This window comes from Kineococcus aurantiacus, from assembly GCF_013409345.1.
In the GTDB taxonomy this organism is placed as follows: domain Bacteria; phylum Actinomycetota; class Actinomycetes; order Actinomycetales; family Kineococcaceae; genus Kineococcus; species Kineococcus aurantiacus.
This window is the reverse complement of sequence record NZ_JACCBB010000001.1, coordinates 291,418-306,793: the sequence shown is the minus strand read 5'-3', so window position 1 is coordinate 306,793 and position 15,376 is coordinate 291,418. Positions and strand designations below refer to the sequence as shown.

Sequence of the window (15,376 nt, the reverse complement as noted above, 5' to 3'; positions counted from 1 at the left end):
CTGGATCCTCGTGTGGTGACCGTGTGCACGTGAGCACGGCTTCACGCGCGTTACAGTGAGGTGAACGTGGGTCAGCGCCGCCCCTCGTTCGTGGATCGCGCCCTCCAGGCGCGAGCCTCATCTCGAAGAGACTGACCCGGCTCACCGAGATCCGCCCACCGGGGCGAACGCTCGAGGAGACCCGTCGAGAGACCCCCTGTCCACCGAGGCCCGTGGCCTCTCTCTTCAGGACGGTGCACCGCATGTCGTTCCACCCCCAGCACCACAGCGCCCCGCAGCAGGTCCGCCCGCTGCCCTTCACGAGCTTCCCGTCCCAGGCCGGGCTGTACGACCGCGCCCAGGAGAAGGACGCCTGCGGTGTCGCCTTCGTGGCCACGATGCGCGGTGAGGCCGGTCACGACATCGTCGAGCACGCCCTCACGGCGCTGCGCAACCTCGACCACCGCGGCGCCGTCGGCGCCGAGACCAACACCGGCGACGGCGCCGGCATCCTCACCCAGGTCCCGGACGAGTTCCTGCGCGCGGTGATGGCCGAGCAGGGCGTCACGCTGCCCCCCAAGGGCGCCTACGCCGCCGGCAACGTCTTCCTGCCCGTGGACGAGGCCGAGCGCGCCGCGGCCGTGGCCCGCATCGAGGAGATCGCCGAGGCCGAGGGCCTGGAGGTCCTGGGCTGGCGCGACGTGCCCGTGACGGCCGACCTGGTGGGCCAGCAGGCCCGCGCGGCCATGCCCCACTTCGCGCAGCTGTTCGTCGCCAGCGCCCCCACCGGCCTGGCCGGCCCCGAGACCGGCGTCGACCTCGACCGCCGCGTCTACCCGCTGCGCAAGCTCGCCGAGCGCGAGCTGCCCGTCTACTTCCCCTCGCTGTCCTCGCGCACGATGGTCTACAAGGGCATGCTCACCACGGGGCAGCTCGAGCCGTTCTTCCCGGACCTGTCCGACCGCCGGTTCACCTCCGAGCTGGGCCTGGTCCACTCGCGCTTCTCGACCAACACGTTCCCCAGCTGGCCGCTGGCCCACCCGTTCCGCACCATCGCCCACAACGGTGAGATCAACACCGTCAAGGGCAACCGGAACTGGACCGCCGCGCGCGAGTCCACGATGAGCACCCCGCTCATCCCCGGCGACATCCAGCGCCTGGGTCCCGTCTGCGCCACCGAGGGCTCGGACTCGGCCTCCTTCGACGAGGTCCTCGAGCTGCTGCACCTCTCGGGCCGGTCCCTGCCGCACGCCGTGCTGATGATGATCCCCGAGCCGTGGGAGAACAACACCGAGATGGACCCGGCCCGCCGGGCCTTCTACGAGTTCCACTCGATGTTCTCCGAGCCCTGGGACGGGCCCGCCAACCTCACCTTCACCGACGGCACCGTCATCGGCGGCGTCCTGGACCGCAACGGCCTGCGCCCCTCGCGGTACTGGGTCACCGACGACGGCCTGGTCGTCCTCGCCTCCGAGGCCGGCGTCCTGGAGCTCGACCCGTCCTCCATCGTGGCGCGCGGGCGCGTGGCCCCCGGCAAGATGTTCCTCGTCGACACGGCCAAGGGCCGCATCGTCGACGACGAGGAGGTCAAGGCCGAGCTGGCCGCCGCCCAGCCCTACGCGGAGTGGCTGAAGAACGTCGTGCACCTGGGCGACCTGCCCCCGCGCGAGCACATCGTGCACTCGCACGCGTCGGTGACCCGCCGCCAGCAGACCTTCGGCTACACGGAGGAGGAGCTGCGGCTCATCCTGGCCCCGATGGCGCGCGCCGGCGCCGAGCCCATCGGCTCGATGGGCTCCGACACGCCCCTGGCCGTGCTGTCCACGCGCCCGCGGATGCTCTTCGACTACTTCACCCAGCTGTTCGCGCAGGTCACCAACCCGCCGCTGGACGCCATCCGGGAGGAGCTGGTCACCTCCCTCATCACCACCGCCGGCCCGCAGCAGAACCCGCTGGCCGAGTCGCCCGCGCACGCCCGCCAGCTGGTGCTGCCCTTCCCGGTCATCGACAACGACGAGCTCGCCAAGATCGTCCACATCGACCGCGACCGCCGGAACCCGGGCCGCACGACGCACACCGTCAAGGGCCTGTACCGGGTCGCGGGCGGCGGGGCCGAGCTGGCCCGGCGCATCGAGGAGATCCGCGCGGAGGTCTCGCGCGCCATCGCCGACGGCGCCGTCTTCGTCGTGCTCTCCGACCGCGACTCCAACGCCGAGTACGCGCCCATCCCCTCCCTGCTGCTGACCTCGGCCGTCCACCACCACCTGGTGCGGCAGAAGCTGCGCACGCAGGTCGGGCTGGTCGTCGAGGCCGGTGACGTGCGCGAGGTGCACCACGTCGCGCTGCTCATCGGCTACGGCGCGGCCGCGATCAACCCGTACCTGGCGATGGAGACCGTCGAGGACCTCGTCCGCCGCGAGGTCATCACCGACGTCGACGCCCAGAAGGCCGTCAAGAACCTCATCAAGGCGCTCGGCAAGGGCGTCCTGAAGGTCATGTCCAAGATGGGCATCTCGACCGTCGCCTCCTACCGCGGCGCCCAGGTCTTCGAGGCCCTCGGCCTGTCCCAGACCCTGGTCGACGAGTACTTCACGGCCACGACCTCCCGCCTGGGCGGCGTGGGCCTGGACGTGCTCGCCGAGGAGGTCGCCCAGCGCCACCGCCTGGCCTACCCCGTCGAGGGGCAGGAGCGCGCCCACCGCCGGCTGGAGACCGGCGGGGAGTACCAGTGGCGCCGCGAGGGCGAGCCGCACCTGTTCGACCCCGAGACGGTCTTCCAGCTGCAGCACTCCACGCGCCAGCGCAACGAGGCCCTCTTCCGCAAGTACACGAGCCGCGTCGACGAGCAGTCCGAGCGCCTCATGACGCTGCGCGGGCTGCTGCAGCTCAAGAAGGGCTCCCGCGAGCCCGTCGCGGTGGACGAGGTCGAGCCCGTCAGCGAGATCGTCAAGCGGTTCAACACCGGGGCGATGAGCTACGGCTCCATCTCCCAGGAGGCCCACGAGGTCCTCGCGATCGCCATGAACCGCCTCGGCGGGCGGTCCAACTCCGGCGAGGGCGGCGAGGACGTCGAGCGCCTGTACGACCCCGAGCGCACCTCGCGGGTCAAGCAGATCGCCTCGGGCCGCTTCGGGGTCACGAGCAACTACCTGACCTCGGCCACCGACCTGCAGATCAAGGTCGCCCAGGGCGCCAAGCCCGGTGAGGGCGGGCAGCTGCCCGGTCACAAGGTGTACCCGAACATCGCCCGGACGCGGCACTCCACGCCCGGCGTGGGGCTCATCTCCCCGCCGCCGCACCACGACATCTACTCGATCGAGGACATCGCCCAGCTCATCCACGACCTGAAGAACGCGAACCCGGCCGCCCGGGTCCACGTGAAGCTGGTCTCGGAGGTCGGTGTCGGCACGGTCGCCACGGGCGTGTCGAAGGCCAAGGCCGACGTCGTGCTCATCTCCGGGGCCGACGGCGGCACGGGTGCGGCGCCGCTGACGAGCCTGAAGCACGCCGGCGGTCCCTGGGAGCTCGGCCTGGCCGAGACCCAGCAGACCCTGGTCGTCAACGGGCTGCGCGACCGGATCGTCGTGCAGGTGGACGGGCAGTTCAAGACCGGCCGCGACGTCGTCATCGCCGCGCTGCTGGGCGCCGAGGAGTTCGGCTTCGCGACCGCCCCGCTGGTCGTCTCGGGCTGCATCATGATGCGCGTCTGCCAGCTGGACACCTGCCCGGTCGGGGTCGCCACCCAGAACCCCGAGCTGCGCGCCCGCTTCACCGGCAAGGCCGAGTACCTGGTGAACTTCTTCGAGTTCATCGCCCAGGAGGTCCGCGAGCTGCTGGCCTCCCTCGGCTTCCGCTCGATCGAGGAGGCCGTGGGGCACGTCGAGGTCCTCGACACCCGCCGCGCGGTCGCGCACTGGAAGGCGTCCGGACTCGACCTGGCGCCGATCCTGCACGCGCCGACGGCCCCCGAGGGCACGACGCTGCACCAGTCGGTGACCCAGGACCACGGGCTGGAGAAGGCGCTGGACCACGTGCTCGTCGAGCGCGCCCAGGACGCCCTCACCTCGGGCACCCCGGTGCGCGTCGAGCTGCCCGTGCGCAACGTCAACCGCACCGTCGGCACGCTGCTGGGTCACGAGCTGACCAAGCGGTGGGGTGAGGAGGGTCTGCCCGACGGCACGATCGACATCACCCTGACGGGGTCGGCCGGCCAGTCCCTGGGCGCCTTCCTGCCCAAGGGCATCACCCTGCGGCTGTTCGGCGACGCCAACGACTACGTGGGCAAGGGCCTGTCCGGCGGCACCATCGTGGTGCGGCCCGACACCGCCTCCGGCTCGCGCGAGCGCGACATCATCGCCGGCAACGTCATCGCCTACGGCGCCACGACGGGGACCCTGTTCCTGCGCGGCGAGGTCGGCGAACGGTTCTGCGTCCGCAACTCCGGGGCGACGGCCGTCGTGGAGGGGGTGGGCGACCACGCGCTGGAGTACATGACCGGCGGTGAGGTCGTCATCCTCGGCCGCGTGGGCCGCAACGTCGCCGCGGGCATGTCGGGCGGTTTCGCCCACGTGCTGGACCTGAAGGAGCAGCGCGTCAACCGCGACATGGTCGACGTCGTCCCGATGGACGACGAGACGGCCGCCCGCGTCCACCGCCTGCTCGTGGCCCACCGCGAGAACACCGACTCCACCGTCGCCGCCAAGCTGCTCTCCGACTGGGGTGCCGCCCGGCAGCGCTTCTCGACGATCGTCCCGCGGGACTACGCCCGGGTGCTCGAGGTCAAGGCCAAGGCCGTCTCTGACGGTCTGGAGCCCGACTCCGACGCCGTGCTGACCCGCATCATGGAGGCTTCGCATGGTTGATCCCCGGGGGTTCCTCACCGTCCGCGACCGGGAGCTGCCGCCCCGGCGGCCGGTCCCGCTGCGCCTGATGGACTGGCGCGAGGTCTACGAGAAGCAGGACCAGGCCCAGCTGCAGCGGCAGGCCGGCCGCTGCATGGACTGCGGCATCCCGTTCTGCCACAACGCGTGCCCGCTGGGGAACCTCATCCCCGAGTGGAACGACCTGGTCAGCCGCGGTGACATGCGCGAGGCCATCGAGCGGCTGCACGCGACGAACAACTTCCCGGAGTTCACCGGGAAGCTGTGCCCGGCCCCGTGCGAGTCGGCGTGCGTGCTCGGCATCAACCAGCCGCCGGTGACCATCAAGCAGGTCGAGGTGATGATCGCCGAGAACGCCGCCGAGTCCGGCTGGATCACCCCGCAGGTGCCCGAGCGGCTGACCGGCAAGACCGTCGCCGTCGTCGGCTCCGGCCCGGCCGGCCTGGCCGCGGCCCAGCAGCTGACCCGGTCCGGTCACACGGTCGTGGTGTACGAGCGCGACGACGCCATCGGCGGGCTGATGCGCTACGGCATCCCCGAGTTCAAGATGGAGCGCTCGGTCCTGGACCGCCGCCTGGCGCAGATGGAGGCCGAGGGCACCCGCTTCCGCCCCGGCGTCGAGATCGGCGTCGACATCACCGGTGAGCAGCTGCGCGAGCGCTTCGACGCGGTCGTCGTGGCCACCGGGGCCACCCAGTGGCGCGAGGTGGACCTGCCCGGCCGCGACCTGGCCGGCATCCACCAGGCGATGGAGTACCTGCCCCCGACCAACCGCGTCGCCGTCGGCCAGGAGCGCCCGGCCGACTACATCGACGCGGCGGGGCTGGACGTCGTCGTCATCGGCGGCGGCGACACCGGCTCGGACTGCTACGGCACGGCGCTGCGGCAGGGCGCGAAGTCGGTGACCCAGCTCGACATCTACCCGATGGGTCCCTCCGAGCGCGCCGAGCACGAGCCGTGGCCCACCGTGCCCAAGGTCTTCTCGGTCTCCTCCTCCCACGAGGAGGGCGGGGAGCGGAAGTTCTCGGCCTCCACGCAGGCCTTCGTGGGCGAGGACGGCCGGGTCACCGGGCTGCGCGTCGTCGAGGTCCAGAAGGTCGACGGCGTCTGGACGCCCGTCGAGGGCACCGAGCAGGACCTGCCGGCGCAGCTGGTGCTGCTGGCGATCGGGTTCTCCGGTCCCGAGCACGGCGGCCTGGTCGGCCAGCTGGGGCTGGAGGCCGACGCGCGCACGCGGTTCACGCGCACCCCCGGCTACGCCACCGGCACGCCGGGCGTCTTCGTGGCCGGTGACGCCGGGCGCGGTCAGTCGCTCATCGTGTGGGCCATCGCCGAGGGCCGCGCGTGCGCGGCCGCCGTCGACGAGCACCTCATGGGGGACACGGCGCTGCCCTCGCCCATCCGCGCCGACGCGGTGCCGCTGACGGCCTGAGCGGCCCGGCACGGCGAGGGGGTGGGCACCGCACCGGTGCCCACCCCCTCGCGCGTCCCGCCCCCGTGGGCGGGCCCGGTCTCACCAGGTCGCGACCTGCTCGGCGTCGTAGGTCCAGACGGAGTCGTCGGACAGCACCGTGACGTCCGCGGCGTGCCCGGACAGCCCCCGCGCCGAGGCGGCGGCCGTCACCTTGCCCAGCGCGTGCCGGGCCGCGCCCTGCGCGTCCAGGCCGTCCCCGTCGACGCTGAGCACGACGTCGTGGGCGGGGGCGTCGACCCGCTCCACCCGCGGGTGGCTGGCCCGCAGGTCCGCCACCAGGCCGGCCAGGGCGCCCTCGGGCCACCCGCCGTCCTCGTGCAACCGGACGTAGACGGCGTACTCGTGCTCGATCGACTCCTCGACCAGGTCCTCGACCTCGAACTCGAAGTCGTCCCCGGCCCCGTCGTGCTGCTGCGGCTCCTGCGTGTTCACGCGCTCATGCTGGGACCAGGCCGCCCCGGCCGCACCCCGGGACGCCCCGGGGCGCCCCGAGGGGGCGAGGGGGCGACGGTGCGGTGACCGCGCGGTGACGACGCGGTGCGCGGCGCGCCCCACGCGTCGGCCACCGCGGCGGGCGGAATAGGCTCGGGTCATGCGCAGAGCGAAGATCGTCTGCACCCTCGGTCCCGCGGTCGCGGGCCCCGAAGGGTTGCGGTCACTGGTGGACGCCGGGATGGACGTCGCCCGGATGAACCTGAGCCACGGCTCCCACGACGACCACCGGGCGAACTTCGAGGGGGTGCGGGCGGCCGCCGAGGCCTCGGGCCGGTCCGTCGCCGTCCTCGCGGACCTGCAGGGTCCGAAGATCCGTCTGGGGAAGTTCGCCGACGGACCCCACGACCTCGCCGTCGGGGACGTCTTCACCATCACCACCGAGGACGTGCTGGGGACCAAGGACGTCTCCTCCACGACCTACGGGGGCCTGACCGGTGACGTGTCGGTGGGCGACCGGATCCTCATCGACGACGGCAAGGTCGGCCTGGAGGTCACCGCCGTCGAAGGCCCGCGGGTGACCACGAGGGTCACCGTCCCCGGCCCGGTGAGCAACAACAAGGGCATCAACCTGCCCGGGGTGGCCGTCAGCGTCCCGGCCCTGTCCGAGAAGGACGTCGAGGACCTGCGCTTCGCCCTGCGGCTGGGCGTGGACATGGTGGCGCTGTCCTTCGTGCGCTCGGCCGCCGACGCCGACGACGTGCACAAGATCATGGACGAGGAGGGGATCACCGTCCCCGTCATCGCCAAGGTCGAGAAGCCGCAGGCCGTCGAGAACCTGCGCGAGGTCGTCGCGGCCTTCGACGGCATCATGGTCGCCCGCGGCGACCTGGGCGTGGAGCTGCCGCTGGAGGAGGTGCCGCTGGTCCAGAAGCGCGCCATCGAGCTGGCCCGCCGCCAGGCCAAGCCCGTCATCGTCGCCACGCAGATGCTCGAGTCGATGATCACGGCGCCGCGCCCGACGCGCGCGGAGGCCTCCGACTGCGCCAACGCGGTGCTCGACGGCGCCGACGCCCTCATGCTGTCGGGGGAGACGAGCGTGGGGGCCTTCCCCTACGAGGCCGTGCGGACCATGGCGCGCATCATCGAGAACACCGAGACCCACGGCGCCGACCGCATCGCGGCCCTGGGCACCGTCCCGCACACCAAGGGCGGCGCCATCACCCTGGCGGCCTCGGAGATCGGCAAGCAGCTCGACGCCAAGCTGCTGGTGACCTTCACCCAGTCCGGCGACTCCGCCCGCCGCCTGTCGCGGCTGCGCTCGGGCATCCCGCTGGTCGCCTTCACGGCCGAGGAGACCACGCGGCGCCGGCTGGCGCTGTCGTGGGGCGTGGACCCGCAGTACGCGGCGTTCATCTCCACGACCGACGAGATGGTCAAGGAGGTCGACCGCCGCCTGCAGGAGACGGGCCGGTGCGTCGTCGGCGACCTGGTCGTCATCGTCGCCGGTGCCCCTCCGGGGATCGTGGGCTCGACCAACGCGGTGCGCGTGCACCGCATCGGCGACGCCACGTCGGGGGTGTCCGCGGCGTACGCCTGAGCGCGCCGCCGAGCACGCGAAGAGCCCCGGGGCGGGAACGCCCCGGGGCTCTGGCACGCGTGCCCTGGGTGGGATTCGAACCCACACTGGATCGAGTTTGAGTCGATTGCCTCTGCCGGTTGGGCTACCAGGGCGTGCCCGTCCGGGCCTGGCCGGCGGGCTGCGTCGATCACCCTACCGGGGCCACCGGGGTGGTCCGGACGGGGCACGCGGCGCCCCGAGGGCGACGACGGTTCGTAGTAGGCGCGGGGCACGCACTAGGATGCCCGCGTGACGAACACTGCCGACACCCCCGCCTCCTCCTCCACGACCACACGTCGGGTGGTCGTCGCGGAGGACGAGGCCATCATCCGTCTCGACATCGTCGAGATGCTCACCGAGGCCGGCTACGACGTCGTGGGCCAGGCCGGCGACGGCGAGCAGGCCGTCGCGCTGGCCGAGGAGCACAAACCGGACCTCGTCGTCATGGACATCAAGATGCCCGTCCTGGACGGCATCTCGGCGGCCGAGCGCATCGCCAAGGCCCGCATCGCCCCCGTCGTGCTGCTCACCGCCTTCTCCCAGGCCGAGCTCGTCGAGCGCGCCCGCGACGCCGGTGCCATGGCGTACGTCGTGAAGCCCTTCACCTCCGCGGACCTGCTGCCCGCCGTGGAGATCGCGGTCAGCCGCTACCAGCAGATCATGGCGCTGGAGGACGAGGTCGCCGACCTCGCCGACCGCTTCGAGACGCGCAAGCTCGTCGACCGCGCCAAGTCCAAGCTGCAGACCCAGTTCGGCATGACCGAGCCGGAGGCCTTCCGCTGGATCCAGAAGACCTCGATGGACAAGCGCCTGACGATGCGCGAGGTCGCCACCACGGTCATCAGCGCGGGCGACGACCGCGCCTGAGCCCCCGCCACCGCACAGCCCCGTCCGCGCCCCGCGCGGGCGGGGCTGTCGTCGTGGACCGGTGTGGTGCCTGTGCGCAGTCGGGCCGGTACATCTGCGCAGTCCAGGGGCTCTGCGGTGGCCGATCTGTGTAACGACCCGGTGAACTCGCCCACGGAAGCTGCGCAGAACGCGTGTCGGCCCCCTAGTGTTCACCACGGCTCCACCGCTCCCGGGTGGCGCTCACGTGAACGCGCGTCGTGGCGCGTGCTCCCGTGCCCTCTCCTCCAGGAGGACTAGCCAGTGCGCTCCATCGTCAGAATCGCGGCCCCCGCCGCGGCGGCCGCCCTCCTGCTCGCGGCCTGCGGCACGACCGGCGGTGACGACACGTCGTCCGGTTCCGCCTCCTCCGGCGGCAGCGGCAGCTGCCCGGACGGCATCAGCATCGGCTTCTTCGGCGCCCTCACCGGCCCCAACGCCAACCTCGGCGTCAACGAGCAGAACGGCGTCAAGCTCGCCATCGACCAGCACAACGCCGAGAGCGGCGCCTGCCAGGTCACGCTCACCCCCTACGACTCCCAGGGTGACCAGAACCAGGCCCAGGGCCTGGCCCAGCAGGTCGTGGGCGACGAGAAGGTCGTCGGCATCGTCGGGCCGGCCTTCTCCGGCGAGTCCAAGGTCGCCGACCCGATCTTCGACGAGGCCGGCATCGTCGGCATCAGCCCCTCGGCGACCAACCCCGCGCTGGCCGAGAACGGCTGGAAGACCTTCTTCCGCGTGCTGGGCAACGACGCCTCCCAGGGCCCGGCGGCCGCGAAGTACATCACCGACACCCTCGGCAAGCAGAAGGTGTACGTCATCGACGACGCCACCGAGTACGGCAAGGGCCTGGCCGACATCGTCCGCGAGAACCTCGGCGCCAAGAAGGTCAAGGACAACACCGTCCAGACCGGGCAGACGGACTTCTCGGCCGTCGTGGCCGACGTCCAGGCCTCCGGCGCCGACTCGGTGTTCTTCGGCGGGTACTACCCCGAGGGCGGCCTGCTCCTGAAGCAGCTGCGCGAGGCCGGCCTGAGCGCCGACAAGCTCGCCTTCATCACCGACGACGGCGCCAAGGACGAGGGCCTGGTCACCGCCGCCGGTGCGGAGGCGGCCGAGGGCGCCCTCATGACCTGCCCGTGCCTGCCGCCGGACAAGGCGGGCGGCACGTTCGTGGAGGACTACACCAAGGCCTACGGCACCGCGCCGGCCACCTACTCGGCCGAGGCCTTCGACGCCGCCACGATCCTGCTCAACGGCATCGCCGACGGCCAGGTCACCCGCGAGGACCTGCTGTCGTACGTCAAGAGCTACGACGAGCCGGGTGTCACCAAGCAGCTGAAGTTCGACGACAAGGGCGAGCCCAGCGAGGTCTCCGTCTGGGCCTACAAGGTCCAGGGCGGTCAGATCGTCGCCGACCAGGAGATCAACGCCTCCTGATCCGCCGCGCGACCCCACCCGCTCCGCGCGGGTGGGGTCGTCGCGCGTTCCGACCCTTCCCCCCGTACGCACCCCTCACCCCGGGGAGTTCCCCTGTCCACGTTCTTGAACCTGACCTTCACGGGTCTGGTGGTCGGCGCGATCTACGCCCTGTTCGCCCTCGGCTACACCCTCGTCTACGGCGTCCTGCGCCTCATCAACTTCGCGCACTCCGAAGTCTTCATGTGGGGCAGCTTCGGGGCCGTGTGGGCGATGACCCTGCTCGGAGCGCGCTCGGGCATGAGCTGGCCGGCCGCCATCGGGTTGCTGCTGGTGGCCCTCGTCGCGGCGATGGCCGTCAGCGGCGGCGTCGCGCTCGTCGTGGAGCGCATCGCCTACCGGCGGCTGCGGGAGAAGCACGCCCCGCCGCTGGTCGCCCTCATCTCCGCCATCGGCGCGTCCTTCATGCTCTCCGAGATCATGGGCCTGCGGGACCGGATCGCCGGCTGGCTCAACCTGGACACCGTGCTGGCGCCCTACGTCCGGCAGGCCCGGGAGAACACCGCGTTCGTCAACCCGCTGCCGAACGTGCAGGTGCTGGAGATCGCCGGGTTCCAGGTCCGCAGCAACCAGCTCATCGTGCTGATCGCCGCGGTGCTCATGATGATCGCCCTGGACCAGTTCGTCAGCCGCTCCCGGCTGGGCCGGGGGGTGCGGGCCGTGTCCCAGAACCCCGAGGCCGCCGCCCTCATGGGCGTGAACCAGAAGCGCGTCGTCCAGCTCACCTTCTTCATCGGCGGCCTGATGGCCGGCGCCGCGGCCCTGCTCTACCTCGTCCACATCGGGGTGACCCGCTACAACGTGGGCTTCGTCCTGGGCATCAAGGCCTTCACGGCCGCGGTCCTGGGCGGCATCGGCAACATCCGCGGTGCCCTCGTGGGCGGTCTGGTCCTCGGCCTGGTCGAGAACTACGCGACGTTGCTCGGGCTCGCCTCGTCCTGGAAGGACGTCGTGTCGTTCCTGCTCCTCGTCGTCGTCCTGCTGTTCCGGCCCACCGGCATCCTCGGTGAGTCCCTCGGGAAGGCCCGCGCATGAGCACAGCGACCACTCCCGCCAAGCGGAGCCCGGCCAAGCCCACGTTCGCCGACCGGTGGACGACGCTGCCCAAACCGGTCCAGATCGCGATCTGGGTCCTCATCGCGCTCTTCTTCTTCATCCTGCCGCTGCTGAACCTGCCGATCGTCTCCACCGAGGACGCCGAGTTCGGCGCCGTGCTGGCGACCGTGGCGAACTACGCGCTCGTGGCCCTCGGGCTGAACATCGTGCTGGGGTACGCCGGTCTGCTCGACCTGGGGTACGTCGGCTTCTACGCCATCGGCGCCTACACCGTCGGCGTCTTCGGCTCCCTGCACGGGCAGGTCCCGTGGTTCGTGCTCATCGTCATGGCCGTGACGATCTCCACGGCCAGCGGTCTGCTGCTGGGCGCGCCCACGCTGCGCGTGCGCGGCGACTACCTGGCCATCGTGACGCTGGGGTTCGGGGAGATCATCCGGCTCACGGCGCTGAACACCGAGTGGCTCAACGGGGCCCGCGGCATCACCGGCATCCCGCGGCCGCCGTCCACGGAGCTGTTCGGGCTGCCCAGCCTGGTCTGGGACGGCGCCGTCGCGAAGGTCGACCTGGGGGAGGGGGCCCGCTCGGTCTTCCTCAAGTTCGGCCTGCTGGACGCGGTCCCGTACTACTGGCTCGCCCTCGCCGTGATCATCCTGGTGCTCATCGCCGACCGGCTGCTGCAGAGCAGCCGCGTCGGCCGCGCGTGGGAGGCCACCCGCGAGGACGAGGAGGCCGCCGAGCTCAACGGCGTGCCCACGTTCCGCTTCAAGCTGCTGGCCTTCGCCATGGGCGCGTTCGTGGGTGGCCTGTCCGGGGCGCTGTACGCCTCCCGCGTCGGGGCCATCAACCCGGACTCCTTCATGATCCAGCTGTCGATGATGTTCCTCGCGGCCGTCGTCATCGGCGGGCAGGGGAACCGCTGGGGCGCCATCGTCGGCGGTGTCGTCGTCGCCTACCTGCCCGAGCGGTTCCGCGAGTTCGCCGACTTCCGCATCGTGGTGTTCGGCCTGCTCCTGCTGCTGCTGGCCAACTTCCGGCCGCAGGGCCTGCTGCCGCCGCGCCGGGCCCGCCGGGCCCAGCGCGCGGACGCGGTCACCAAGGAACTCGAGGGGACGGAGGAGGGCGCTCGTGCCTGAACTGACGGAGGACAGCCCCGTGGCCGCACCGCGCGAGTTCGGCCCGCCGCTGCTGACCATGGAGAACGTGACCCTGCGCTTCGGCGGGGTCGTGGCCCTCAACGACGTCTCCTTCGACATCCGCCAGGGGGAGATCCTCGGGCTCATCGGCCCCAACGGCGCTGGGAAGACGACCTGCTTCAACGCCCTCACCGGCGTGTACCAGCCGACCGAGGGGCGCGTCGTCTTCGACGGCCAGCCGCTGGGCAAGCGCAAGCGGTACCAGATCAACCGGCTGGGGATCGCGCGCACGTTCCAGAACATCCGCCTGTTCGGGAACATGACGGCCCGCGAGAACGTGCTGGTGGGGGCCGACTCCCACCACCGCTCGGGGGTGCTGAACTCCCTGTTCCGGCTGCCGCGGCACCGGCGGGAGACCCGCGAGGGGCACGCGCTGGCCGACGAGCTGCTCGACATGATGGACCTGGGCCACCGCGCGGACGACCTGGCGCGCAACCTGTCCTACGGCGAGCAGCGCCGCCTGGAGATCGCCCGGGCGCTGGCCACCAAGCCCAAGCTGCTGTGCCTGGACGAGCCGGCCGCGGGGTTCAACCCCGTGGAGAAGCAGCGGCTGATGGACCTCATCCGCCGCGTCCGCGACATGGGCAACACCGTCCTGCTCATCGAGCACGACATGCGCCTGGTCATGGGCGTCACCGACCGCATCGTCGTCCTGGAGTTCGGCAAGAAGATCGCCGAGGGGCTGCCCGCGGAGATCCGCAACGACCCGGCGGTCATCGCCGCCTACCTGGGCGTCGAGGACGACCAGCTGTCCGAGGGGGACGAGCAACTGTGAGCGACCAGCTCGTCGTGAAGGACCTCAGCGTCAACTACGGGCGCATCGAGGCCATCCGGGACGTCTCCTTCGCCGTGCCCGAAGGTGCCATCGCGACGCTCATCGGCGCCAACGGCGCCGGCAAGACGACCACGCTGAAGACCGTGTCGGGGCTGCGCACCGTCCGCACCGGTTCCATCGTGTTCGAGGGGGAGGACATCACCAAGGTCCCCTCGCACAAGCTCGTCCAGAAGGGCCTGTGCCAGGCCCCCGAGGGCCGTGGGACGTTCGTCGGGATGACCGTCGAGGAGAACCTCGACATGGGCGCCTACACCCGCAAGGACCGGCGCACCGCGGCCTACCGGCAGGACCTGGACCGGGTCTTCTCCCTGTTCCCGCGCCTGGCCGAACGCCGGTCGCAGTTCGCCGGGACGATGTCCGGGGGTGAGCAGCAGATGCTCGCCATCGGCCGCGCCCTCATGTCGCGCCCGCGGGTGCTGCTGCTCGACGAGCCCTCCATGGGGCTGGCGCCCAAGCTCATCCAGCAGATCTTCTCGATCATCGTGGAGATCAACCAGCAGGGCACCACGGTGCTGCTGGTCGAGCAGAACGCCGCCCAGGCGCTGCGCATCTCCGACGTCGCCTACGTCCTGGAGACGGGGACGGTCGTGCGGTCGGGGACCGGCGCCGAGCTGGCCGCCGACGACTCGATCCGCGCCGCCTACCTCGGCGGCGACGTCTAGGCGGTGAGCACCGACGCGGGGGGCCGGAAGGTGCGGCCCCCCGCGTCGGCGTTCCCCGGCCCGGTCACACCCCGTGGCCGTGGGCGGGCAGTTCGCCACAGCGGGTGAAGGTCACGGTGCGATCGCGGCGGGATCTTCCCCTGCGGCCCGCCGTGCCCTAGTGTCCGGCGCAGCCGCTCCCCCGAGTGGGGCGGCCACCGGAGCGGGGGCCCGGTCTGCTTCGTCGTGCGCACCCGCGGGTGCGCCGCGCGGGAGGGGATCACGTGGCACGACCCGCAGTCGAGGTGCGCGCCGCCGGCACCGCCGACGTCGACGTCCTGATGGACCTGTACACCTCCGCCCGCTTCGACCAGGCCCAGCTGCGGGCCTCCGTCGACAGCGTGCGCGCCCGTCTGCTGCGCTCCCTGGACAGCGGTGAGGTCCGCGTCCTGCTCGCCTTCGCCGGGTCCGAGCCGGTCGGCTACGCCCTCCTGACCTCCACCCCGCTGCTGCCGCTGGGCAACTGCGCCGGCCCCAGCGTCGAGCACCTGCACGTCGTCCCCGGCGCCCGCCGCCGCGGCGTGGGCCGGGCCCTGCTGCGCAAGGCCGTCCACGTCGCCGAGAGCGAGGGCGCCGAGCAGCTGGCCTGCACGGTCCTGCCCGGCGACCGCGACTACACCCGCTACATGGCCCGCCTCGGGTTCGCCCCCGTCGTCGTGCGCCGCGCCGCGCCGCTGCCGGTGCTGCGCCGCAAGCTGTCCGACGCCCCCGGCGCCTCCGCGCACACCACCGACGTCGTCGCCCGGCGCCGCTCCCTACGGGCCCGGCTGGCCCGCTCGGGGGACACGCTCGAGGTGCCCACCGCCAGCTGAGCGGCACCGGGCGGCCGCGCGCGCCGGTG

11 protein-coding genes and 1 tRNA gene are annotated in these 15,376 nt (G+C 72.0%); 10 read left to right on the top strand and 2 right to left on the bottom strand.

Annotated features, from left to right (window positions below):
* Positions 1-242: 242 nt before the first annotated feature.
* Together gltB and BJ968_RS01450 are read left to right on the top strand one after the other, a co-directional pair.
* On the top strand, positions 243-4,841 hold the full coding sequence (gene gltB / locus BJ968_RS01455) for a glutamate synthase large subunit (protein ID WP_179748587.1): 4,599 nt from the start codon (positions 243-245) through the stop codon (positions 4,839-4,841).
* Positions 4,834-6,291, top strand: a complete 1,458-nt coding sequence (locus tag BJ968_RS01450) for a glutamate synthase subunit beta (RefSeq protein ID WP_179748585.1) — start codon at positions 4,834-4,836, stop codon at positions 6,289-6,291. The genes gltB and BJ968_RS01450 overlap by 8 nt, the downstream gene beginning before the upstream one ends.
* 81 nt (positions 6,292-6,372) lie before the next feature.
* Here BJ968_RS01450 and BJ968_RS01445 read toward each other — a convergent pair whose 3' ends face one another.
* Positions 6,373-6,765: a hypothetical protein gene (locus BJ968_RS01445; protein ID WP_179748583.1), complete on the bottom strand. Its 393-nt coding sequence runs from the start codon at positions 6,763-6,765 to the stop codon at positions 6,373-6,375.
* A 160-nt stretch (positions 6,766-6,925) separates the two neighbouring features.
* On the opposite strand from BJ968_RS01445, the gene pyk reads away from it, so the two are divergent.
* A complete protein-coding gene (gene pyk, locus BJ968_RS01440) occupies positions 6,926-8,365 on the top strand; it encodes a pyruvate kinase (RefSeq protein ID WP_179748581.1) in 1,440 nt (479 codons plus the stop codon).
* Between the two features lie 60 nt (positions 8,366-8,425).
* Here the strand turns inward: pyk and BJ968_RS01435 are convergent.
* Positions 8,426-8,499, bottom strand: a tRNA-Leu gene (locus BJ968_RS01435).
* 136 nt (positions 8,500-8,635) lie between these two features.
* Between BJ968_RS01435 and BJ968_RS01430 the strand changes: the two genes are divergently transcribed.
* The 7 genes from BJ968_RS01430 (at position 8,636) to BJ968_RS01400 (ending at position 15,347) form a co-directional block, all read left to right on the top strand.
* The gene (locus BJ968_RS01430) at positions 8,636-9,253 is read left to right on the top strand and encodes a response regulator (RefSeq protein WP_179748579.1); all 618 of its coding nucleotides are present in this window, start codon (positions 8,636-8,638) and stop codon (positions 9,251-9,253) included.
* A gap of 282 nt (positions 9,254-9,535) precedes the next feature.
* Positions 9,536-10,711, top strand: a complete 1,176-nt coding sequence (locus BJ968_RS01425; RefSeq protein ID WP_179748577.1) for an ABC transporter substrate-binding protein — start codon at positions 9,536-9,538, stop codon at positions 10,709-10,711.
* Positions 10,712-10,816: 105 nt separating this feature from the next.
* Positions 10,817-11,785 carry a branched-chain amino acid ABC transporter permease gene (locus tag BJ968_RS01420; protein ID WP_246314063.1) on the top strand — a complete coding sequence of 323 codons (969 nt, stop codon included), beginning with the start codon at positions 10,817-10,819 and terminating at the stop codon, positions 11,783-11,785.
* Positions 11,782-12,939 (top strand): branched-chain amino acid ABC transporter permease, encoded by a 1,158-nt coding sequence (locus tag BJ968_RS01415; protein ID WP_179748575.1) that lies wholly within the window; start codon positions 11,782-11,784, stop codon positions 12,937-12,939. Before BJ968_RS01420 ends, BJ968_RS01415 begins: the two co-directional genes overlap by 4 nt.
* Positions 12,932-13,774 (top strand): ABC transporter ATP-binding protein, encoded by an 843-nt coding sequence (locus tag BJ968_RS01410; protein WP_179748573.1) that lies wholly within the window; start codon positions 12,932-12,934, stop codon positions 13,772-13,774. The genes BJ968_RS01415 and BJ968_RS01410 overlap by 8 nt, the downstream gene beginning before the upstream one ends.
* Positions 13,771-14,496 carry an ATP-binding cassette domain-containing protein gene (locus BJ968_RS01405; RefSeq protein ID WP_179748571.1) on the top strand — a complete coding sequence of 242 codons (726 nt, stop codon included), beginning with the start codon at positions 13,771-13,773 and terminating at the stop codon, positions 14,494-14,496. Before BJ968_RS01410 ends, BJ968_RS01405 begins: the two co-directional genes overlap by 4 nt.
* Positions 14,497-14,759: 263 nt before the next feature.
* Positions 14,760-15,347, top strand: coding sequence for a GNAT family N-acetyltransferase (locus tag BJ968_RS01400; protein ID WP_179748569.1), 588 nt, complete (start codon positions 14,760-14,762; stop codon positions 15,345-15,347).
* Positions 15,348-15,376: the final 29 nt, after the last annotated feature.